The organism is Burkholderia singularis, from assembly GCF_900176645.1.
Classification (GTDB): Bacteria; Pseudomonadota; Gammaproteobacteria; order Burkholderiales; family Burkholderiaceae; genus Burkholderia; species Burkholderia singularis.
In genome coordinates, this window is sequence record NZ_FXAN01000097.1 from 1 (window position 1) to 21,489 (window position 21,489).

Below are 21,489 nucleotides of genomic sequence, written 5' to 3' on the forward strand. Positions count from 1 at the left end.
TAACGAAGAGTTATCCACACCGGAATAGATGTACTACGCTGTCTCGGGGTGGGGCAGATTTAGATGAAATCGGTCGGTTAAGACTCGGTAGAAATCAACACGCCGCCTCAATGGGGCGATAGAACACCTTGGTGAGCACGCGTGAAGGGTGCAGTTTGTCCATATCTCACTCCGCCTCTCAAATCAACGTGCGACCGGTTGATAACGGACAGGAGGATGGCGACCTGCGGAGACATCGCGCTGCCATACTCGTGCCCAAACCTGTGGCTGTCTGGACCAAACGGCCGGAAATACGGACGTGCTGCCCGGCACTGCATGGTCAATGCCAGAAGGTTGGTATGGGTGAGTTTTTAGGATTGCAGCAAGCGCCAGAAAAGACTTTTTGCGTCTTGTCGTTGGCGTCGTCGGAACGATTGGCGCGTTAGACCGGAAAAGTCATGCGTGAAACGCGTTCGTGGGCATCCTGTCAGGTGGAAAGAACCGCCGAGACGCCGAACATCAGACCTGTGCGGTCTGTTCTCAGACGAAAAAAACATCGATGTTGCCCGACTTCAGCAATCGGAAGCTGCGACCATAGAAAATTGCAAGCACCCGATGACCGAAAATTGTCGTTATTTTTCGGACACTCATTAGACATGGATCGGAGTCGCTACGGGGTAAGCAACGAGATTTGGTCGCTAGGTAGGACGGGCGCATCCTGAACGCCCTCACTAGCCAAATACTGTCCACGCGACACGGCGCTTGATTTCCTCCGTTCACTTGCCAAAGGTACGCGCATGGCGAAGCCCCAAAAACGGGGCTCGTGGAAATCGCCCTACCCCAGCCAATCCGATTCACAGTATCCTTGCCCCTGGAATCCTTGGAGATCCATGGACGTTCGCACCGTGAAAACGCCTCTCCTAGCGTCTAACGTTTGCTAGCTGGCTTGTGAGTTACCGCACAGCAAAAACCCCGCAGAACTTTCGTCCTGCGGGGTTTTAGCCCAATCCTGGCGGAAAGGGTGGGATTCGAACCCACGATACGGTATAACCGTATACCGGATTTCGAGTCCGGCGCATTCGACCTCTCTGCCACCTTTCCTTTTCAGCTTCACCGGTAGGTCGCCCCGGCGAAGCGAAGATTATAGAACAACTTGCAGCAGCTTTCCAAGCCTTTCCTCAAAAAATTTCAAGGCCGCGACTCCTTCTCCGTTTAACCCGCGCTTGCGCCCGCGGCCGGCGCGGCAATCAACTCGAGCCCGCCCATGTAAGGGCGCAGCGCGACCGGCACCGTCACCGAGCCGTCGGCGTTCTGGTAATTCTCCAGCACCGCGACAAGCGCGCGGCCGACCGCGAGGCCCGAGCCGTTCAACGTATGCACGAGTTCCGGCTTGCCCTGCGCATTCCGGAACCGCGCCTGCATCCGGCGCGCCTGGAACGACTCCGTGTTCGAGCAGCTCGAGATCTCGCGATACGTGTTCTGCGCCGGCAGCCACACTTCGAGATCGAACGTCTTTGCCGCCGAAAATCCCATATCCCCCGTGCAAAGCGCCATCACGCGATACGGCAGTTCGAGCTTCTGCAGGATCGCTTCCGCGTGGCCGACCATCTCGTCGAGCGCGGCATACGATGTCTCCGGCGCGACGATCTGCACCATCTCGACTTTGTCGAACTGATGCTGGCGGATCATCCCGCGCGTATCGCGCCCATACGAGCCTGCCTCAGAGCGAAAGCACGGCGAATGCGCGGTCAGCTTGAGCGGCAGCGCCGCCGCGTCGATGATCGAGTCGCGCACGGTGTTCGTCAGCGAAATCTCGGACGTCGAGATCAGGTATTGCGATGCCGCGTTCTCGTCGCCCCCCCGCTCGACGCGGAACATGTCGTCGGCGAACTTCGGCAGCTGGCCGGTGCCGTACAGCACGTCGGCGTTGACGATGTAAGGCGTGTAGGTCTCGCTGTAGCCGTGCTGCTGCGTGTGCGTGTCGATCATGAACTGCGCGAGCGCGCGATGCAGCCGCGCAATGGGCCCGCGCAGCACCGAGAAGCGCGCGCCCGACAGTTTCGCGCCCGTGTCGAAATCGAGGCCGAGCGGCGTGCCGATGTCGACGTGATCCTTCACGTCGAAATCGAACTGGCGGGGCGCGCCCCAGCGGCGCACCTCGACATTCTGGGTCTCGTCCTGGCCGACGGGCACGCTCTCGTGCGCAAGATTCGGCATCGCGAGCATCAGCTCCGATACGCGCGCCTGGATTTCGTCGAGCTTCGCCGCCGAAGCCTTCATTTCGTCGCCGATGCCGCTCACTTCGGCCATCACCGCCGACGTATCCTCGCCCCGCCCCTTCATCGCGCCGATCTGCTTCGACAGACTGTTGCGGCGCGCCTGCAGCTCCTCGGTGCGGGTCTGGATCGCGCGGCGCTGCGCTTCGAGCGCGGAAAACGCGGCGACGTCGAGGGTATAGCCGCGATCGGCGAGGCGCTTGGCGACGCCATCGAGGTCTTTACGCAGCAACTGGATGTCGAGCATGGGGGGACGAAGATTCGTTGAGTGAAACCGGGATTTTAACGCACAGCGCCCGCGCGCCGGTGACCGGACGGCGTGGGCGGCCCGTCGCGGCTGCGCCCTGCATCGCGGCCGGCCGTTGCCGGCCGAGGGCCGATGGCCGATGGCCGCGGACCGGTTCGTTGCCGCATGGCCCGCGGCACGGCTGCGCGCTAGTCCTGCTTGCCCGCTTCGTGATCCAGCTCGCGCAGCCACGCGAGCTTGTCGGCGATCTTCGCTTCGAGACCGCGCGGCGTCGGCTTGTACCAGCGCGGCTCGCGCATGCCGTCCGGCAAATAGGTCTCGCCCGCCGCATACGCATTCGGCTCGTCGTGCGCATAGCGGTACGCGTGGCCATAGCCCAGCTCCTTCATCAGCTTGGTCGGCGCATTGCGCAGATGCACCGGCACCTCGCGCGATTTGTCCTGCCTGACGAACGCCATCGCTTCGTTGAACGCGTTATAGCCGGCGTTGCTCTTCGCCGCGCAGGCGAGATACAGCACCGCCTGCGCAAGCGCCAGCTCGCCTTCCGGCGAGCCGAGCCGCTCGTAGGTCTCGGCCGCGTCGTTGGCGATTTGCATCGCGCGCGGATCGGCAAGGCCGATGTCTTCCCACGCCATGCGCACGATGCGCCGCGCGAGATACTTCGGATCGGCGCCGCCGTCGAACATCCGGCACAGCCAATACAGCGCGCCGTCCGGACTCGAACCGCGCACCGATTTATGCAGCGCCGATATCTGATCGTAGAAATTGTCGCCGCCCTTGTCGAAGCGGCGTGCGTTCATCGTCATCGCGCTGTCGACGAACGCCGCGTCGATCGTCGTCACGCCCGCGGACGAAGCCGCCGTCTGCGCCTGTTCGAGCAGGTTCAAAAACCGCCGCGCGTCGCCGTCCGCATAGCCGACGAGCGTGTCGACCGCGCGCTCGTCGAACGTCAGGCCCGCGAGCGCGGTGTCTTGCGCGCGCTTGAGCAGCTGACGCAGTTCGTCGTCGGTCAGTGATTTCAGCACGTACACCTGCGCGCGCGACAGCAGCGCCGAATTCACCTCGAAGCTCGGATTCTCGGTCGTCGCGCCGATGAACGTGACGAGCCCCGATTCGACGAACGGCAACAGCGCATCCTGCTGCGCCTTGTTGAAGCGATGGATTTCGTCGACGAACAGAATCGTGTGGCGGCCGGTGCGGTTGAGCGTGTCGCGCGCCGCGTCCATCGATTCGCGGATGTCCTTCACGCCGCCCAGCACCGCGGACAGCGCGATGAACTCGCAATCGAACGCGAGCGCGGTAAGACGCGCGAGCGTCGTCTTGCCGACGCCAGGCGGCCCCCAGAGGATCATCGAATGCGGCTTGCCCGATTCGAACGCAAGCCGCAGCGGCTTGCCCTCTCCGAGCAGATGGGTCTGCCCGATCACGTCGCCGAGCGTTTTCGGGCGCAGCGCCTCGGCAAGCGGCCGGCGCGGTTCGACTGCAAACAGGTCCGACATGACCTTGGCTCCCACGAAAAACGGTGGCGGCGCGCATGCGCCGCCCGACCGGACATTATGACAGCCGCATGCAAGATGCGCGGCGCGGCCGCGTCGGCGCGCCGCCCGAAACGAACCGGGCCCGCCACTGCTGGCGGGCCCGGCGGGCATTGGCGCGAGCGGGAGGCGCTTAGCCGCTGACGACGTCCGCCCCCTTCGGCACGACGAACTTGAACTCGTCGGCCTTGAACGGCGGATTCGTTTGGATATTCGTGAACGTGAGCAGCGTCACGTTGCCGAACACGTCGTGCAGCTCCATCGCGGCGAGCACGCCGTTTTTGAAGCCGATGCCGATGCGCTGAAACTGCGTGTCCTGCGCCTTCGGCAGCATTTCGAGCCAGTCGATCCCGCCCTTCTCGCCCGCGTCGCGCAGCGTGTAGTTCTTCTCGAGATCGTTGCTGCCGAACAGGATCGCGGCCGGGCTCGCGCCGAGCGCGCCCGCGAGCTTGCGCTCGGTGACCTGGTTCAGATCCTTATCGTACACGTAGAGCTTGTCGCCGTCGGCTTGCAGCACCTGCTGATACGGCTTCTGATACGACCAGATGAATTTGCCCGGCCGCGAAAACTCGAAGCTGCCGCTCGAATTGTCAGTGGGCTTGACGCTCGGCGCCGCGCCGCTCGCGGCCTTCGACGGCGTCTTGACGATCTGCTGCGTAAATTCGCCCTTCGCGCCGCGCACCTTCGACACGAATGCCTTCAATTGCTCGGTGCCGCTCGCAAACGCGTGCGACGCGGCAAGCGCGAGCGCCGCGCCCGCCAGCGCGGCGCGCATCGTGCGCGCGAACACTCGCCGCGGCGAGCCGGCGTAGCCGGAATGAATTGCCAACGACTGATCCTGCATGCTGTGGTTTTCTCCGTAGAAGGCCGAAGCGCCCGGGCGGCAGCCTCGGCACGAACTCACTCGGCGTCGCGCGCGGGCACGAGGATTTCGCGGTTGCCGCTCGACGACATCGCCGAAACGAGCCCTGATTGCTCCATCTGCTCGAGCAGGCGCGCCGCGCGGTTGTAGCCGATGCGCAAATGACGCTGCACGAGCGAGATCGACGCGCGCCGATTCTTGATCACGATCTCCACTGCCTGGTCGTACAGCGGATCGGCCTCGCTGTTCGCGTCGCCGCCGGCCGCGGCCGAGCCCTCGTCGCCATCGGCCGTGCCGCCTTCGAGCAGCCCCTCGATGTAATTCGGCTCGCCATGCTCCTTGAGCTTCTCGACCACGCGATGCACCTCGTCGTCCGAGACGAACGCGCCATGCACGCGCACGGGCAGGCCGGTGCCGGGCGGCAGATACAGCATGTCGCCCTGGCCCAGCAGCGATTCCGCGCCCATCTGATCGAGAATCGTGCGCGAGTCGATCTTCGACGACACCTGGAACGCGATGCGCGTCGGCACGTTCGCCTTGATGAGGCCCGTGATCACATCGACCGACGGGCGCTGCGTCGCGAGAATCAGATGAATGCCGGCCGCGCGCGCCTTCTGGGCGATCCGCGCGATCAGTTCCTCGACCTTCTTGCCGACCACCATCATCAAATCGGCAAGCTCGTCGATCACGACGACGATATTCGGCAGCCGGCCGAGCGGCTCCGGATCGTCGGGCGTCAGGCTGAACGGGTTCGGAATTTTCTCTTCGCGCTTCTTCGCATCCTCGATCTTGTTGTTGTAGCCGGCAAGATTGCGCACGCCGAGCTTGCTCATCAGCTTGTAGCGGCGCTCCATCTCGGCCACCGTCCAGTTGAGCGCGTGGCCCGCCTGGCGCATGTCGGTGACGACCGGGCATAGCAGATGCGGAATCCCTTCATAGACGCTCATTTCGAGCATCTTCGGATCGATCAGGATCAGCCGCACCTGCTCGGCGCTCGCCTTGTACAGCAGCGACAGAATCATCGCGTTGATCCCGACCGACTTGCCCGAGCCGGTCGTGCCCGCAACCAGCAAGTGCGGCATCTTCGCGAGATCCGCGCACACCGGCTTGCCGCCGATGTCCTTGCCGAGGCCGAGCGTGAGCATCGACGGCGCGTCCGCGTAGACCTCGGAGCCGAGGATCTCCGACAGCCGCACCGTCTGGCGGCGCTGGTTCGGCAGCTCGAGCGCCATGTAGTTCTTGCCGGGAATCGTCTCGACGACGCGGATCGACACGAGCGACAGCGAGCGCGCGAGATCCTTCGACAGATTGACGATCTGACTGCCCTTCACACCGGTCGCGGGTTCGATCTCGTAGCGGGTGACGACGGGCCCCGGATACGCGGCGACGACACTCACCTCGACACCGAAATCCTTCAACTTCTTCTCGATCAGGCGCGACGTGAATTCGAGCGTATCGGCGGAGATCGTTTCTTGCGCGGCGCTTGCCGGATCGAGCAGCGAGATCGCGGGCAACGTCGAGTCGCCCGGCAAGTCGGTGAAAAGCGGCTGCTGGCGCTCCTTCTCGGCGCGCTCGGATTTGACCGGCGTGACCACGGGCGGCACGATCGTCACGGGCTCGTGCTCCTCGATGCGCACGCGCTCCTCCTCGACCTTTCCTTCGCGCTTGACGGCCGCCGCCTCGCCGAGCTTGCGGTCGCGCTCGGCCTCGCGGCGCAGCCGCGCGAGCGTGACGGCCGAGATGATCGCGCCGCCCACCCGCTCGGCCACCGACAGCCACGAAAAGCGGAAGTACAGCGACAGCCCGATCGCGAGCGCGATAAGCAGCACGAGCGTGCCGCCCGTGAAGCCGAACGCGTGCGACACGCCGCGCGCGATCGTCTCGCCGACGACGCCGCCGGGCGCGCGCGGCAATGGCAGCTTCAGCGACCACATGCGCAGCGCCTCGACACCGTCGCTCGCGAGCAGCACGAGAACGAACGCGAAACCTTCGGCAAGCCAGCCGATCGACTTTTCGGGCTTTTCCGGCTCGTCGGCCAGCGTCTCGTGCCGCGTGATGCGGCGATAGTTCGCGGCCACGCGCCGCCCGAGCAGCACGGCGAGCCAATAGGCGGAAAGCCCGAACAACAGCAGCAGGATGTCGGCCGTCCACGCGCCGACCCGTCCCGCCCAGTTCGCGATGTGATCGACCTGCGCCGCGTGCGTCCAGCTCGGATCGCTGCGGCTGTAGCTCAAGAGCGCCATGAGCAGGAACGCGAGCAGCGCGACCTGCAGGATCCAGCGGATCTCGACCAGAAGGCGCGACATGCGATGCGGCAGCGCTTGGGCCTGCGCGGTATAGGGAGCTTTTGCCATGAATCCGTCAAGAAGGCGATGAGACGGCGTCACACCGGGTGCGGGCCGCCGATCGTTCGATTCGGTCTATTGTAAACGCTGCGCTGCCCGGCCAAGTGTAAATGACGGTAACGCGTGCGTCGCGCGAGAGGCCCGGGCGACGCTATCGCGCCGATTGAAAACGCGTTGCGGCGGCACGGCGGGCGGGCCTTTATAATGCGCTCTTTGCCCCCATCTGCGACGCTATCCCGCTCGCATCGTGCCGCCCAGCGTCATCCGGCCGGCCGCTTTTTACGGATCATCCTCATGTCCACGCCCAAACACGCGAAAGTCCTGATTCTCGGTTCCGGCCCCGCCGGCTACACGGCGGCCGTCTACGCCGCCCGCGCGAACCTGTCGCCCGTGCTGATCACGGGCATCGCGCAAGGCGGCCAGTTGATGACGACCACCGACGTCGAGAACTGGCCGGCCGATGCGAACGGCGTCCAGGGGCCGGAGCTGATGCAGCGCTTTCTCGCGCACGCGGAGCGTTTCAACACGGAAATCGTGTTCGACCACATCCACACGGCGAAGCTGCACGAAAAGCCGATCCGCCTGATCGGCGACGCCGGCGAATACACGTGCGACGCGCTGATCATCGCGACGGGCGCGTCCGCGCAATACCTCGGCCTGCCGTCGGAAGAAGCGTTCATGGGGCGCGGCGTGTCCGCCTGCGCGACCTGCGACGGCTTCTTCTACAAGAACCAGAACGTGGCCGTGGTCGGCGGCGGCAACACCGCCGTCGAGGAAGCGCTGTATCTCACCGGCATCGCGAAGAAGGTCACGGTGATTCACCGCCGCGACAAGTTCCGCGCGGAGCCGATCCTGGTCGACCGGCTGCTCGAAAAGGAAAAGGAAGGCGTCGTCGAGATCAAGTGGAATCACGTGCTCGACGAAGTGACGGGCGATGACAGCGGCGTGTCCGGCGTGCGCATCAAGCACACGCAAACGGGCCAAACGCAGGACGTCGCCGTGCAGGGCCTGTTCATCGCAATCGGCCACAAGCCGAACACCGACATCTTCAACGGGCAGCTCGAAATGAAGGACGGCTATATCATCACGTCGAGCGGCCTTGCGGGCAACGCGACGGCAACCAGCGTGGCGGGCGTGTTCGCGGCGGGCGACGTGCAGGATCACGTCTACCGCCAGGCGATCACGAGCGCGGGCACCGGCTGCATGGCGGCGCTCGACGCGCAGCGCTATCTCGAAAGCCTGCACGACCGCAAGTGACGATAACGGGCGCGGCGCGACGCTACAATGGCGTCGTCGCGCGCCGCCCGCTCAAGGCTCACGGCCTCTGCCGCCAGCCGCTGCGTATCGCGCAGCGGCTTTTTCATGTCCGGCGGCAGCGCGCCGCCCTCTCGCATCCGACCGATCATGGCGAAGAACCAGCCCCATCCCAGCGACCCCGCGAAGCGGCAAGCCGCCGCCCGGCCCGCCACGCCGGCGCCAGCGCCCGCACCCGCCAGCCCGCCGCCGCCCGCCGCGTTGCGCGGCCAGGGGCTGGCCGGGCTCGGCGCGCTGCGCGCCGCGCTCGAGGGCCAAGCCGAGCAACGCGCCCGCGAGCAGGCACAGGCAGCCCAGGCCGCGCGCGAAGCGGCGGCGGATGCCGATCTGTTCCGCCGCGAAATCGGCGACATCCGGCCGCTCGCCGTGCCGCAGCGCGCCGCGGGCGGCCGCACGCCGCCCACTCCCGTGCCGAAGCACACGCGGCAGGATGAAGCGGCGGTGCTCGATGCGACGTTGTCGGACGAGTTCGATCCCGAGACGCTGCTCGACGCCGACGAATCGCTGTACTACCACCGCCCCGGCCTGAGCCGCGACGTGGTCCGCAAGCTTAGAAGCGGCGCGTGGATCGTCCAGGCGCAGCTCGATCTGCATGGCATGCGCCGCGACGAGGCGCGCGAGGCGCTCGCCGAATTCATCCGCGAATCCGCGAAGAAGGGGCTGCGCTGCCTGCGCGTGATCCACGGCAAGGGGCTGGGCTCGATCGGCAAGGAACCGGTGCTCAAAGGCAAGGTGCGCGCGTGGCTCGTGCAGAAAGACGAGGTGATCGCATTCTGCGAAGCGCGCGGCCACGACGGCGGCGCGGGCGCGGTGCTCGTGCTGCTGCGGCAAGCCGGCGTGGGCGGCGAGCGGGGGCCGCGTGCCGCATCCTAGACTGACGCTGGCGATCACCGTACTCGAGGCGCTTGCCACGCTCGCGTTCGCGATCTCCGGTTTCATCGAGGCCCGCAAAAGCCGGCTCGACTCGGTCGGCACGTTCGTCGTCGCGCTCGCGACTGCGTTCGGCGGCGGCACCATCCGCGACATCCTGCTCGAGCGCCGGCCCTTCTACTGGGTCGTCCACGACGATTACGTGATCGCCATCTTCGCGATGGCGATGTTCGCGCCGATCGTGCTGCGGATGATGTCGCGTCTGTCGGCCGAACGCGCGCTGCTCGTCGCCGACGCGGTCGGGCTCGGCATCTTCAGCATCTCGGGCACGTCGATCGCGCTCGACGCCGAGATGCCGCGCTTCATCGCCGCGATGATGGGCGTGACCACCGGCGTCGCGGGCGGCATTCTGCGCGACGTGCTGTGCAACGACATCCCGCTGATCCTGCGCGACTCGCGCCCGTATGCGACCTGCGCGTTCGCCGGCTGCTGGTTCTATCTGCTGCTGGTGTGGCTGAAGCTCGATCCGGTCTACAGCGTGCTCGCCGCCACCGCGTTCATCCTCGCCGCGCGGCTCGTCACCTATAAGCTCGACATCCGGTTGCCGCACTGAGGGGCCATGCACGCGAAAACGCGAAGGGCCGTTGTTCCGGCAGGAACGAACGGCCCTTCGTCATGAACGCAGGCTGGCCTCGCGCGGCACGGCGGCGCCGCGCGCGCATCACGCGATGCGCGCCTCGGTCGACGGATCGAACAGCACCGCCTTCGACACGTCGAACAGCAGCGACAGCTTCTGCTGCGGCTTCGGATCGGCGGCCGGATGCACGCGGCTCACGATCCGCTTGCCGTTGACCTGCGCGAACACGTGCGTGTCCGGGCCGGTCGGCTCGGTCACGTCGACCGTCACGTCGATCGGCTGCAGCGACGATGCCTCGCCGTTGTGCGCGCTTCGCGCATCGGTGATCCGCTCGGGCCGCAAGCCGAGAATGACGTCCCGGCCGAGGTGCCCGTTCATCCGCTTCGCGTCGAACGGCAGGTGCAGCACGCCGAGCATCGCGCCCGTGTCGAGTTCGAGGCCGACGCCGCTGCCCTGCTCGACCAGCTTGCCGTTGATGAAATTCATCGGCGGCGCGCCGATGAAACCCGCGACGAACAGGTTCGACGGCGAATCGTAAATTTCCTGCGGCGCGCCGAATTGCTGCACGACGCCGTCCTTCATCACCGCGATCCGGTCGCCGAGCGTCATCGCCTCGATCTGGTCGTGCGTTACGTAGACGATCGTCGTGCCCAGGCGCTGATGCAGCAGCTTGATCTCGGAGCGCATTTCGATGCGCAGCTTCGCATCGAGATTGGACAGCGGCTCGTCGAACAGGAAGAGCGACGGATCGCGCGCGAGCGCGCGGCCCATCGCGACACGCTGGCGCTGGCCGCCCGAGAGCTGGCCCGGCTTGCGATCGAGCAGATGCTCGATCTGCAGCATCGCGGCGACGCGCTCGACGATACTCTTCTGCTCGCTCTTGGGCACCTTGCGGATGTTCAGGCCGAACGAGATGTTGTCGCGCACCGTCATCGACGGATACAGCGCATACGACTGGAACACCATCGCGATGTCGCGATCCTTCGGCGACAGATCGTTGACGACCTGCCCGCCGATCCGGATCTCGCCCTTCGTCACGGTTTCGAGCCCGGCGATCATGTTGAGCAGCGTCGATTTTCCGCAGCCCGAGCCGCCGACGAGAATCAGAAACTGGCCGTCCTCGATATCGATATCGACGCCCTTGAGGACGGGCACCCCGTTCGGGTAGGTCTTGTACACGTCACGGATGGAAAGGCTTGCCATGCTGTGAATCCTCTGTCTTCAGTGCGGCGCGCGCGCCGCGTCGTGTCTCGTAATCTCGTATCGCCGCGCGGCGCCGGCCGCGCCCGCGTCATCCCTTTACCGCACCCGCCGTCAGTCCGCGCACGAAGTAGCGCCCGGCGAGCACGTAGACGAGCAGCGTCGGCAGCGCGGCGATGATCGCGCCCGCCATGTCGACGTTGTACTCCTTCACGCCCGTCGACGTGTTGACGAGGTTGTTCAATGCGACCGTGATCGGCATCGAATCGACGCCGGAGAACACGATGCCGAACAGGAAGTCGTTCCAGATCTGCGTGAACTGCCAGATCACGCACACCATGAAAATCGGCAGCGACACCGGCAGCAGGATCTTCGTGAAGATCGTGAAGAAGCCCGCGCCGTCGATGCGCGCGGCCTTCACCAGCTCAGCCGGCACGCTCACGTAGAAATTGCGGAAGAACATCGTCGTGAACGCAATGCCGTAGACGACGTGCACGAACACCAGGCCAGGAATCGTGTTCGCCATCCCGAAGTAGCCCTCCAGGCGCGCCATCGGCAGCAGGATCACCTGAAACGGGATGAAGCAGCCGACGAGCAGCATCGTGAAGAACGCGTCCGCGCCGCGAAAGCGCCAGTGCGTGAGCACGTAGCCGTTGAACGCGCCGATCAGCGACGAGATCAGCACGGCCGGAATCACCATCTTGAGCGAATTGAAGAAAAACGGCTTCATCCCGTCGCAGCGCACGCCGGTACACGCCTCGCTCCATGCCTTGACCCACGGCGCGATCGTCCAGTTGGATGGCGGCGTGAGCAGGTTGCCGGTGCGCAACTGGTCGAGATCCTTGAACGACGTCGACAGCATCACGTACAGCGGGAACAGGAAGTACAGCGCGAACAGAATCAGCGCCGCGTAGATCACAGCCCGGCCGATCGTCATCTTAGGCTGCATTGCGGGTGCTCCTCGATTCGAGATACATGAGCGGCACGAGCACTGCGACGACGGTGGCGAGCATCATCACCGACGATGCCGCGCCGACGCCCAGCTGCCCGCGGTTGAACGAATACGTGTACATGAACATCGCGGGCAGCGACGACGACGTGCCCGGCCCGCCAGCCGTCAGCGCGACGACGAGATCGAAGGTCTTGATCGTGATGTGACAAAGGATCAGCAGCACCGAGAAAAACACCGGGCGCATGCTCGGAATCACGATCTTGCGGTAAATGGTGGGCAGCGTCGCGCCGTCGACCTGCGCGGCCTTGAAGATCTCGCCGTCCACGCCGCGCAGCCCGGCGAGGAACAGCGCCATCACGAAGCCCGTCGATTGCCAGACGGCCGCGATCACGACGCAGAAGATCGCCTTGTCCGGATCGTCGAGCCAGCCGAACGAGAAGTTCGTGAAACCCCAGTCATGCATCACTTTCTCGAGGCCGAGGCCGGGGTTCAGAATCCATTGCCACGCCGTGCCGGTGACGATGAACGACAGCGCCATCGGATACAGGAACACCGCGCGCAGCGCGCCTTCGTTGCGGATCTGCTGATCGAGCAGGATCGCGAGCAACAGGCCCAGCACGACGCAGATCACGATGAACGGAATGCCGAACCAGCCGAGGTTCGCGGCCGAGGTCCACCAGACGTCGTTGCCGAACAAATCGGAATAGCGGCCGAAGCCGTCGAACGTGTAGTTCGGCAGCAGTCGCGAATTCGTCATCGACAGATAGCTGGTGATGACGATGAAGCCATAGATGAACACCAGTGCGATCGCGATGCTGGGCGCGAGCACCAGTTTCGGAATCCAGCGGTCGGCGAGCGCCGACAGCGGCGACGTGCGGCGTGCGGCGGCCGCGCTGGTTCCGTTTCCGCCAAGTGGGGCAGCCACGTGTTTCGACTCCTGGAGCAAGATCGCCGGCGCCGCGGCGCGACGCCGCAAGCGGACAGCGGATAGGGCGCGAGCCGGCAACCGGCCCGTTTGCAGCACATGCGACGCGCGCAATGCCCGGCGCGCTAAGATCGGCGCAACCGGGCTTGCGCACCGTTCGTTACTTCACTTTCGCGGCCTTCGCGAGCGCGGCCACCGCGCTCTTCGCGTCCTGCTGCGAGTTCATGAACTTCGTCACGACGTCGGTGATCGCGCCCGCGGTGGCGTCGCTCTGGGCCATGCCGTGCGCGAGCGACGGCACGTAGCCGCCGGACTTGATCGCCGCCTGGCCGTCCGCGTAGGACTTCTTCGCGCAATCGTCGAACTTGTCCATCTTCACGCCCTGGCGCACCGGCACCGACCCCTTCAGCAAGCTGAACTGCTCTTGGAAAGCGGGCGTCATGATCGTCTTCGCAAGCGCGATCTGACCCGGCGTCGCCGCCTTCTGACCCTTCTGCTGGAAGAACACGAACGAATCGACGTTGAACGTGTAGGCGTTCGCCGTGCCCGGCACCGCCGCGCAGATGTAATCCTTGCCTGCCTTCTTGCCGGCCGCCTCGAACTCGCCCTTCGCCCAGTCGCCCATGAACTGCATGCCGGCACGGCCGTTGATGACCATCGCGGTCGCGAGATTCCAGTCGCGGCCGTTACGGCCGGAGTCGAAGTAGCTCTGGATCTTGCGGACCGTGTTGAACACGTCGAGCATTTGCGGAGAGGTGAGCGTAGCCTGGTCGAGATCGACGAGCGCCTTCTTGTAGAACGCCGGGCCCTGCGACAGCACCACGTCCTCCCACAGCGTCAAATCTTGCCACGGCTGGCCGCCCATCGCGACCGGCTGAATGCCGGCGGCCTTCAGCTTGTCGGCGACCTGGAAGAACTCGGCCCACGTGGCAGGCGGCTTCGCGCCGACCTTGTCGAGCGCGGCCTTGTTGATGTAGAGCCAGTTCACGCGGTGCACCGAGAACGGCGCCGCGACGTAATTGCCCTTGTATTTGATGATCTTGTCGATCTCGGCCGGCAGGTTCTGCTTCCAGTCGCCCGCTGCCGCGTTGATGTCGACGAGCACGCCCTGATCGGCCCATTCCTGAATCAACGGCCCCTTGATCTGCGCGGCCGACGGCGCGTCGCCGCTGATCACCTTGGTCTTCAGCGCGGTCATCGCCGCGGCGCCCGCGCCGCCCGCGACCGCGAAATCCTTCCACACGTAGCCCTGCTTTTGCAGATCGTCCTTGAGCACGCCGACGGCCTTCGATTCACCGCCCGACGTCCACCAATGCAGCACGGTGACATTCTCGGCCGCTTGCGCCGCGGCGGCGCCGAACATCAGACCTGCGGCGCACAACGCGCCCATGATCGCGCGAACTTTCATCAGTTATCTCCTCCAGTTTGGGTCATCCACTCGTCGGACTTTCGATCGCGCGAAAGCCGGCTTATTGGCTAGGTCGCCGCACAAACGACGGCACTAAACAAACGGCACAGGAAAGAAGACACGGGGAATCGAGCCGCGAACGACGCGCCACACGCGGTACAGGCCGACGCATGGCGTGCGGGCCGATGCCGGCCGCGGGCTCTCAGAGGCTGAGTGCTGACTCGAGCTTCAACGACTGTCTCCTCCTGGGCTATCCGGTTGCGCTGCCCGACCACCGCCAGGCGTGCACCCCAGGGGCAGCAACGTGCACCTATGCGCATCATCAATGTCCGATAACATCCGACGTGCGGCATACATCCGCCACGCGCCCCGTCCGAAGTTCGCGCCTCTTCATGCCGTGCGCTTCTTTTCTTCGTTCAGGTGCTACCCCTTGCGCCGGATTGTAGTTAAACTACAATTCAGTGTCAAAAATATTTTTATCGCACTACGGCCCACGATGCGCGGCATCGCGGGCGCCCGAATCCGTGGGAGACACATGCATACCGACTCAAGCTTCACCTTCGTTCTCTTCGGCGGCACCGGCGATCTGTCGATGCGCAAGATTCTCCCCGCGCTCTTCGAGGCGCACCGCGCGAACATGCTGGCCGAAGCCGGGCGGATCGTCGCGGTCGCGCGCGGCGCGGCCGATCGCGACGCCTACCTCGGCTGGGTCGAGGAGCACGTGAAGCCGCACGCGGCCAAAGCGGCCGGCAGCGCGTTCGACGAGGCGGCCTGGCGAAGCTTCCTCGAGCGGATCGTCTACGTGAAGCTCGACGCGAGCCGCGCGCAAGACTACGCGCTGCTGCGCGACGCGGTCGACAAGCTGTCGGGCATCCGCGTGTTCTATCTCGCGACCGGCCCGTCGCTGTTCGTGCCGATCTGCAACGCGCTTGCCGCGGTGGGCCTCAACGAGGGGGCGCGCATCGTGCTCGAGAAACCGCTCGGCTACGATCTGCGTTCGTCGAATGCGATCAACGACGCGGTCGGCGAGATCTTCGCCGAAGAGCAGATTTACCGGATCGACCACTACCTCGGCAAGGAGCCGGTGCAGAACCTGCTCGCGCTGCGCTTCGGCAATGCCCTTTTCGAGCCGCTGTGGCGCCGCGAATGGGTCGAGAGCATCCAGATCACGATCGCCGAGGAGCTGGGCGTCGAGGCACGCGGCGATTTCTACGACAATACCGGCGCGCTGCGCGACATGGTGCAGAACCACCTGCTGCAACTACTGTCGATCGTCGCGATGGAGCCGCCGCATTCGATGGATTCCGATTCGGTGCGCGACGAGAAGCTGCGCGTGCTGCGCGCGCTCAAGCCCGTCGACCAGCGCGACATCGGCAAGGTTGCGGTGCGCGGCCAGTACCACGCCGGCGTGATCAAGGGCTCGCAGGTGCCGGCCTATGCGACCGAACCCGGCGTGAAACCGGATAGCCAGACCGAGACGTTCGTCGCGCTGAAGGTCGAGATCGAAAACTGGCGCTGGGCCGGCGTGCCGTTCTTCCTGCGCACCGGCAAGCGCCTGGCCGACCGCGTCGCCGAGATCGTCGTCAACTTCCGGCCGGTGCCGCATTCCGCGCTCGGGCCCACTGCGCTGCGCGCGGGCGCCAACCGCCTGGTGATCCGGCTGCAGCCGAACGAGTCGATCCGCTTGTACTGCCTCGCGAAGCAGCCGGGCGAAGGGATGAACCTCGCGAGCGTGCACCTCGATCTCGCGTTCGACCAGTTTTTCAAGGAAGGCCAGATGGAGGCGTATCAGCGCCTGCTGCTCGACGTGATCAACGGCCGCCTCGCGCTGTTCGTGCGTCGCGACGAGCAGGAAGCCGCGTGGCGCTGGGTCGAGCCGATCCTCAACGAGTGGGCGCGCTCGATGAAACCGCCGAAGCCGTATGCAGCCGGCACCTGGGGCCCCGCCGCTGCGAGCGCGATGCTCGCGCAGCACGGCACCTGCTGGCTCGAAGAAGAAAACTGATGAATGCGGCGCGGCTTCGCCGGCCGCCGCCGCGCCGACCCGCATCGATGCAGTCCCGCACAATTCGATGAATTCAATAAAGACAGTCTGGATGGAGGAGAAGTGATCGAGATTCACGCTTTCGAGACCCCGAGCGCTCAATCCGACGCGCTGGCGCGCGCGGTGGGCGAAGCGCTCGCGGCCGCGCTCGCGGCCGCGCTCGCGCAACGCGCGCGCGCGACGCTCGCGGTATCGGGCGGCACGAGCCCGCGGCCGTTCCTGCAAACGTTGTCGAACGCGGCGCTCGACTGGCCCCGCATCGACGTGACGCTCGTCGACGACCGCTGGGTTCCCGACACCGACTCGGCCAGCAACGCGAAGCTCGTGCGCGAGACGCTGCTGCAAAACGCCGCCGCCGGCGCGCGTTTCGCGCCGCTGGTGGATACGCGCGAGACGCTCGATGCGCGGATCGCGGCGCTCAACGCGAGCGCCGCGCATGCGCTGCCCGACGTCGCCGTGCTCGGCATGGGCGAGGACGGCCACACCGCGTCGCTGTTCGCCGACGCGCCCGAGTGGGCGCACGCGACCACGACGCCCGAGCGCTTCGTCGCCGTGCATCCGCTCGCCGCGCCGCATGCGCGCGTGAGCCTGTCGCTCGACGCGCTCAAGCACATCGGTCGTCTGTTCCTGCTGATCGCAGGCAAGCGCAAGCGCGAGGTGCTCGAAGCAGCCGCCGCCGCGCCGCAACAGAACGCGATTTCGCAATTGGCCAACGACAAGGGGACAAAGCTCGATGTCTACTGGTGCGCAAATTAAAGCCGCCGCCGCGAACCAGCACGCGGACGGCCCGCGCCTGCTGGCCGACGTCGGCGGCACCAACGCGCGCTTCTCGCTCGAAACCGCCGCAGGCGAAATCGAGCAGATTCGCGTCTACCCGGTCGCCGACTATCCGACGCTCACCGACGCGATCCGCAAGTATCTGAAGGACGTGAAGATCAACCGCGTGAATCACGCGGCGATCTCGATCGCGAACCCGGTCGACGGCGATCAGGTGCAGATGACCAATCACGATTGGAGCTTTTCGATCGAGGCGACGCGCCGCGCGCTCGGCTTCGACACGCTGCTCGTCGTCAACGATTTCACCGCGCTCGCGATGGCGCTGCCGGGCTTGACCGACGCGCAGCGCCTGCAGGTCGGCGGCGGCACGCGGCGGCAGAACAGCGTGATCGGCCTGATGGGACCGGGCACCGGGCTCGGCGTATCGGGCCTGATTCCGGCCGACGACCGCTGGATCGCGCTCGGCAGCGAAGGCGGCCACGCGTCGTTCGCGCCGCAGGACGAGCGCGAGGATCTCGTGCTCCAGTACGCGCGCAAGAAGTTTCAGCACGTGTCGTTCGAGCGCGTGTGCGCGGGCCCCGGCATGGAGATCGTCTATCGCGCGCTCGCCGCGCGCGACAAGAAGCGCATCGCCGCGAGCGTCGATACTGCCGAGATCGTCGAGCGCGCGCACGCGGGCGACGCACTCGCGCTCGAAGCGGTCGAATGCTTCTGCGGGATTCTCGGCTCGTTCGCCGGCAGCCTCGCGCTGACGCTCGGCGCGCTCGGCGGCGTCTACATCGGCGGCGGCGTCGTGCCAAAGCTGGGCGAGCTATTCATGCGCTCGTCGTTTCGCGAACGCTTCGAGGCCAAGGGCCGCTTCGACACGTACCTCGCGAACATCCCGACCTATCTGATCACCGCCGACTATCCGGCCTTTCTCGGCGTATCGGCGATTCTCGCCGAGCAGTTGTCGAACCGCTCGGGCAGCGCGTCGTCGGCCGTGTTCGAGCGCATCAGGCAAATGCGCGATGCGCTCACGCCCGCCGAGCGCCGCGTCGCCGATCTCGCGCTCAACCATCCGCGCTCGATCATCAACGATCCGATCGTCGATATCGCGCGCAAGGCCGACGTGAGCCAGCCGACCGTGATCCGCTTCTGCCGCTCGCTCGGCTGCCAGGGGCTGTCGGACTTCAAGCTCAAGCTCGCGACGGGCTTGACGGGCACGATCCCGATGAGCCACAGCCAGGTTCATCTGGGCGACACCGCGACCGATTTCGGCGCGAAGGTGCTCGACAACACCGTGTCCGCGATCCTGCAGTTGCGCGAGCATCTGAACTTCGGCGACGTCGAGCGCGCGATCGATCTGCTGAACAACGCGCGGCGCATCGAATTCTACGGGCTCGGCAATTCGAACATCGTCGCGCAGGACGCGCATTACAAGTTCTTCCGCTTCGGCATCCCGACGATCGCCTACGGCGATCTGTACATGCAGGCCGCATCGGCTGCGCTGCTCGGCCAGGGCGACGTGATCGTCGCGGTGTCGAAATCCGGCCGCGCGCCGGAGCTGCTGCGCGTGCTCGACGTCGCGATGCAGGCGGGCGCGAAGGTGATCGCGATCACGTCGAGCAACACGCCGCTCGCCAAGCGCGCGAGCGTCGCGCTTGAAACCGATCACATCGAGATGCGCGAATCGCAGTTGTCGATGATCTCGCGAATCCTGCATCTCGTGATCATCGATATCCTCGCGGTCGGCGTCGCGATCCGGCGCGCCACGCCCAATGCTGAACTCGCCGAAGCGATGGCGCGCGCGAAGGCGCGCGCGGGCGCGAAGGCGGACGACGAAAGCGCCGACGTGCTCGATTGGCTGAGCCACGGCGCGTCGCCGATCGCGCGGGACTAGCGCGGCCGCCCGGCGCGACGCGTTGCGCCGAACGCGGAAACAGCGCCGCCGGAGGTCATGCCGGCGGCGCTGTTTTTTTTGGATAGCCCGCGGCCCGACGTAAAAAAGGGGCTTGCTGCTTGCCATTTGCCGCTATGCGCTTGCGGGCCGTTTCGGCCGCTCGCCCCCGCCGGCGCAAACCCTTGCCGCCGCGCCCCTACCCCGCGTTTTTCACCGGCCGCCCGTGCCAGCGCAGCACGAGCACGCGCCCCGCGAAGCACAGCAGTCCCGTCGCACCGATCGTCACCCCCATCGCGAACGGCGAGCCGTCGGACAGCGCGCCGATCACGACGCTCGCGAGCGCACCGAGCGCGAGCTGCATCGCGCCGAACACGGCAGCCGCCGCGCCGGCGTTGCGCGTATAGCGGTGCATCAGTTCGGTCGTACAGTTCGCCGACAGCACGCCGACGACACCGACGACGAAAAAAAGCCCCACGACGATCGACCACAGCCCGCCCAGCCCGGTGATCGCGAAGAACGCGACCGCGAGCGACGCCACGCAACTCACGAGCGCCGCGGCCGCGATGAGCGCGAGCGAGCCGACGCGACCGACGAAATGCGTGTTCACGAAGTTGCCGATCATGATGCCTACGACATTCAGCCCGAACAGCAGCCCGTAATGCTGCGGCGACACGTGGAAATGCTCGATGTAGACGAACGGCGTCGCGGTGATGTACGCGAACATCGACGCGAACGCCATGCCGCCGCACAGGACGTAGCCCCACGCGAGCGGATCGGCGAGTATGCGCCCATACGCGGCGAACGCGCGCAGCACGCCCGCGCCGCCGCGTTTGTCTCGCGGCCAGGTCTCCGGCACGCGCAGAAACGCGGCCGCCGCGCACGCCGCGCCGAACAGCGCGAGCACGACGAACACGCCGCGCCAGCCGAGAAAGCGCAGCACCTGGCCGCCGATGAGCGGCGCGAGCAGCGGCCCGATCGCGGTGACGATCGCGACCATCGACAGCACCTTCGCCGCGTCGGCGGGCTCGTGCGCGTCGCGCGCGATCGCACGCGCGAGCACCGATGCCGCGCCCGCGCCTAATGCTTGCAGAAAGCGCACCACGATCAGCTGGTCGATCGACGCGGCCACGAAGCAGCCGATGCTCGCGAGCGTGAACAGCGCAATGCCGCCGAGCAGCACCGGCCGGCGGCCGTAGGTATCGGACAGCGGACCGTAGAGCAGCATCCCGATCGAGAAGCCGGCCATGAAGCTCGTCAGCGTGCGCTGCGCGGCGGCGGCGCTCACCTGGAAGCCCGCCGCGATCGCGGGCAGGCTCGGCAGGTACATATCGGTGGCAATCGGCCCGCACGCGGCAAGCGCACCGAGCAACAGGATCAGCCGGCCGTCGGGCCGGCCTCGGGAAACGTGACGCATCGGAATTCCATACGGAAAGGGGCAGCCGAACCGCATTGGCCGCGCACGCGCGAGCAGTTGCGCACGCCCGGTCCGCCCAGCCCGGCAAGACAACGACGAAAAAGGCGGCCGACCGCGCCGCCATGGACCCGTGATTGTAAGCGAGCCACCTCGGTGCTTCGGTTAAGCTTCTCACTTTGGTCCGACAGCCCGCCCGCCGAATCGCCGACATGACTGCCTTCCTGCTGATCTGGAGCCCCAAGAAATGGCCGTGGCCCGAGTTGCCCGAGTTTGCCGCGCGCGTGCAGGCGGGCGAAGCGGTGGCGGACGTCTGGGGCTGCGGCTTCTCGCGCAGCATCCTGCCGGGCGACCGCGTGTTTCTGCACCGGGTCGCGCAAGAGCCCAAGGGCGTGTTCGGCTCCGGCTACGTGACGCGCGCGCCATATGAGGTGCCGGATCCGGCGACCAAGCGCGGCTACCGGCTCTGCATCGATTTCGTCTACGACTGGCTGGTCGACGGCCATCGCCAAGTCGTGATCGCGCGCGACGCGCTGCGCACGCATCCGTATTCGGTGCAGACCTGGGACGCGCAGACCTCCGGCACGTCGATCAAGCCGATGGTCGAGGGCCCGCTCGAGAAGCGCTGGGCCGAGCTGACCGGCAAGCGCAAGCCGCCGCGGCGCGCGTAGCCGCACGCACGGGCGGCGGACGGCAGCGACGCCGCCGAGCGGCCGCGGGCCGCCGCCCCGGCCGTCCTCCCCCCTTCCGCGCGCCGCCTTCGCGACGCACAAGCGTGCGCATACCGATCCGGTTCCGGCCTGCCCGCCCACGCCCGCTTATGCC

General features: G+C 66.1%; 16 protein-coding genes and 1 tRNA gene. 7 read left to right on the top strand and 10 right to left on the bottom strand.

Annotation, left to right across the window (positions count from 1 at the left end; all coding sequences use genetic code 11):
• Nucleotides 1–989: 989 nt before the first annotated feature.
• The 5 genes from BSIN_RS20885 to BSIN_RS20905 all read right to left on the bottom strand — a co-directional run bounded on the left by BSIN_RS20885 (nt 990) and on the right by BSIN_RS20905 (nt 7,253).
• A tRNA-Ser gene (locus BSIN_RS20885) sits at nt 990–1,080 on the bottom strand.
• Nucleotides 1,081–1,191: 111 nt separating this feature from the next.
• Nucleotides 1,192–2,502 carry a serine--tRNA ligase gene (gene serS, locus BSIN_RS20890; RefSeq protein ID WP_089341844.1) on the bottom strand — a complete coding sequence of 437 codons (1,311 nt, stop codon included), beginning with the start codon at nt 2,500–2,502 and terminating at the stop codon, nt 1,192–1,194.
• 188 nt (nt 2,503–2,690) lie between these two features.
• On the bottom strand, nt 2,691–4,001 hold the full coding sequence (locus BSIN_RS20895; RefSeq protein ID WP_059519906.1) for a replication-associated recombination protein A: 1,311 nt from the start codon (nt 3,999–4,001) through the stop codon (nt 2,691–2,693).
• A 169-nt stretch (nt 4,002–4,170) separates the two neighbouring features.
• Complete coding sequence (gene lolA, locus BSIN_RS20900; RefSeq protein WP_089341845.1) at nt 4,171–4,881, bottom strand: outer membrane lipoprotein chaperone LolA; 711 nt, start codon at nt 4,879–4,881, stop codon at nt 4,171–4,173.
• A gap of 56 nt (nt 4,882–4,937) precedes the next feature.
• Nucleotides 4,938–7,253 (bottom strand): DNA translocase FtsK, encoded by a 2,316-nt coding sequence (locus BSIN_RS20905; RefSeq protein WP_089341846.1) that lies wholly within the window; start codon nt 7,251–7,253, stop codon nt 4,938–4,940.
• Between the two features lie 285 nt (nt 7,254–7,538).
• Between BSIN_RS20905 and trxB the strand changes: the two genes are divergently transcribed.
• The 3 genes from trxB (at nt 7,539) to BSIN_RS20920 (ending at nt 10,041) form a co-directional block, all read left to right on the top strand.
• Nucleotides 7,539–8,501 carry a thioredoxin-disulfide reductase gene (trxB, locus tag BSIN_RS20910; RefSeq protein ID WP_089341847.1) on the top strand — a complete coding sequence of 321 codons (963 nt, stop codon included), beginning with the start codon at nt 7,539–7,541 and terminating at the stop codon, nt 8,499–8,501.
• A gap of 147 nt (nt 8,502–8,648) precedes the next feature.
• Nucleotides 8,649–9,431: a Smr/MutS family protein gene (locus tag BSIN_RS20915; RefSeq protein ID WP_089341848.1), complete on the top strand. Its 783-nt coding sequence runs from the start codon at nt 8,649–8,651 to the stop codon at nt 9,429–9,431.
• On the top strand, nt 9,418–10,041 hold the full coding sequence (locus BSIN_RS20920) for a trimeric intracellular cation channel family protein (protein WP_089341849.1): 624 nt from the start codon (nt 9,418–9,420) through the stop codon (nt 10,039–10,041). The genes BSIN_RS20915 and BSIN_RS20920 overlap by 14 nt, the downstream gene beginning before the upstream one ends.
• 108 nt (nt 10,042–10,149) lie before the next feature.
• Here the strand turns inward: BSIN_RS20920 and BSIN_RS20925 are convergent, their stop codons facing one another.
• The 4 genes from BSIN_RS20925 to BSIN_RS20940 all read right to left on the bottom strand — a co-directional run bounded on the left by BSIN_RS20925 (nt 10,150) and on the right by BSIN_RS20940 (nt 14,550).
• On the bottom strand, nt 10,150–11,268 hold the full coding sequence (locus BSIN_RS20925) for an ABC transporter ATP-binding protein (protein WP_089341850.1): 1,119 nt from the start codon (nt 11,266–11,268) through the stop codon (nt 10,150–10,152).
• An 88-nt stretch (nt 11,269–11,356) separates the two neighbouring features.
• The gene (locus BSIN_RS20930) at nt 11,357–12,214 is read right to left on the bottom strand and encodes a carbohydrate ABC transporter permease (RefSeq protein ID WP_059519912.1); all 858 of its coding nucleotides are present in this window, start codon (nt 12,212–12,214) and stop codon (nt 11,357–11,359) included.
• Complete coding sequence (locus tag BSIN_RS20935; protein WP_059520071.1) at nt 12,204–13,142, bottom strand: carbohydrate ABC transporter permease; 939 nt, start codon at nt 13,140–13,142, stop codon at nt 12,204–12,206. The genes BSIN_RS20930 and BSIN_RS20935 overlap by 11 nt, the downstream gene beginning before the upstream one ends.
• Before the next feature lie 160 nt (nt 13,143–13,302).
• Entirely contained in the window at nt 13,303–14,550 is a 1,248-nt protein-coding gene (locus BSIN_RS20940; RefSeq protein ID WP_059519913.1) for an ABC transporter substrate-binding protein, read from the bottom strand.
• Between the two features lie 535 nt (nt 14,551–15,085).
• On the opposite strand from BSIN_RS20940, the gene zwf reads away from it, so the two are divergent.
• The 3 genes from zwf to BSIN_RS20955 all read left to right on the top strand — a co-directional run bounded on the left by zwf (nt 15,086) and on the right by BSIN_RS20955 (nt 19,253).
• Nucleotides 15,086–16,555 carry a glucose-6-phosphate dehydrogenase gene (zwf, locus tag BSIN_RS20945; RefSeq protein WP_089341851.1) on the top strand — a complete coding sequence of 490 codons (1,470 nt, stop codon included), beginning with the start codon at nt 15,086–15,088 and terminating at the stop codon, nt 16,553–16,555.
• Nucleotides 16,556–16,657: 102 nt separating this feature from the next.
• On the top strand, nt 16,658–17,350 hold the full coding sequence (gene pgl / locus BSIN_RS20950; RefSeq protein ID WP_089341852.1) for a 6-phosphogluconolactonase: 693 nt from the start codon (nt 16,658–16,660) through the stop codon (nt 17,348–17,350).
• Nucleotides 17,328–19,253: a bifunctional transcriptional regulator/glucokinase gene (locus BSIN_RS20955; RefSeq protein WP_089341853.1), complete on the top strand. Its 1,926-nt coding sequence runs from the start codon at nt 17,328–17,330 to the stop codon at nt 19,251–19,253. Before pgl ends, BSIN_RS20955 begins: the two co-directional genes overlap by 23 nt.
• 196 nt (nt 19,254–19,449) lie before the next feature.
• On the opposite strand, the gene BSIN_RS20960 is transcribed toward BSIN_RS20955, so the two are convergent.
• A complete protein-coding gene (locus tag BSIN_RS20960) occupies nt 19,450–20,667 on the bottom strand; it encodes a Bcr/CflA family multidrug efflux MFS transporter (protein WP_089341854.1) in 1,218 nt (405 codons plus the stop codon).
• Nucleotides 20,668–20,876: 209 nt separating this feature from the next.
• On the opposite strand from BSIN_RS20960, the gene BSIN_RS20965 reads away from it, so the two are divergent.
• Nucleotides 20,877–21,335 carry a hypothetical protein gene (locus BSIN_RS20965; RefSeq protein WP_089341855.1) on the top strand — a complete coding sequence of 153 codons (459 nt, stop codon included), beginning with the start codon at nt 20,877–20,879 and terminating at the stop codon, nt 21,333–21,335.
• Nucleotides 21,336–21,489: the final 154 nt, after the last annotated feature.

Excerpts from the sequence above, each read along its gene's own strand:
- serS (WP_089341844.1), bottom strand. The coding sequence starts at position 2,502 with ATGCTCGACATCCAGTTGCTGCGTAAAGACCTCGATGGCGTCGCCAAG.
- BSIN_RS20895 (WP_059519906.1), bottom strand. The coding sequence starts at position 4,001 with ATGTCGGACCTGTTTGCAGTCGAACCGCGCCGGCCGCTTGCCGAGGCG.
- lolA (WP_089341845.1), bottom strand. The coding sequence starts at position 4,881 with ATGCAGGATCAGTCGTTGGCAATTCATTCCGGCTACGCCGGCTCGCCG.
- BSIN_RS20905 (WP_089341846.1), bottom strand. The coding sequence starts at position 7,253 with ATGGCAAAAGCTCCCTATACCGCGCAGGCCCAAGCGCTGCCGCATCGC.
- trxB (WP_089341847.1), top strand. The coding sequence starts at position 7,539 with ATGTCCACGCCCAAACACGCGAAAGTCCTGATTCTCGGTTCCGGCCCC.
- BSIN_RS20915 (WP_089341848.1), top strand. The coding sequence starts at position 8,649 with ATGGCGAAGAACCAGCCCCATCCCAGCGACCCCGCGAAGCGGCAAGCC.
- BSIN_RS20925 (WP_089341850.1), bottom strand. The coding sequence starts at position 11,268 with ATGGCAAGCCTTTCCATCCGTGACGTGTACAAGACCTACCCGAACGGG.
- BSIN_RS20930 (WP_059519912.1), bottom strand. The coding sequence starts at position 12,214 with ATGCAGCCTAAGATGACGATCGGCCGGGCTGTGATCTACGCGGCGCTG.
- BSIN_RS20940 (WP_059519913.1), bottom strand. The coding sequence starts at position 14,550 with ATGAAAGTTCGCGCGATCATGGGCGCGTTGTGCGCCGCAGGTCTGATG.
- zwf (WP_089341851.1), top strand. The coding sequence starts at position 15,086 with ATGCATACCGACTCAAGCTTCACCTTCGTTCTCTTCGGCGGCACCGGC.
- BSIN_RS20955 (WP_089341853.1), top strand. The coding sequence starts at position 17,328 with ATGTCTACTGGTGCGCAAATTAAAGCCGCCGCCGCGAACCAGCACGCG.
- BSIN_RS20960 (WP_089341854.1), bottom strand. The coding sequence starts at position 20,667 with ATGCGTCACGTTTCCCGAGGCCGGCCCGACGGCCGGCTGATCCTGTTG.
- BSIN_RS20965 (WP_089341855.1), top strand. The coding sequence starts at position 20,877 with ATGACTGCCTTCCTGCTGATCTGGAGCCCCAAGAAATGGCCGTGGCCC.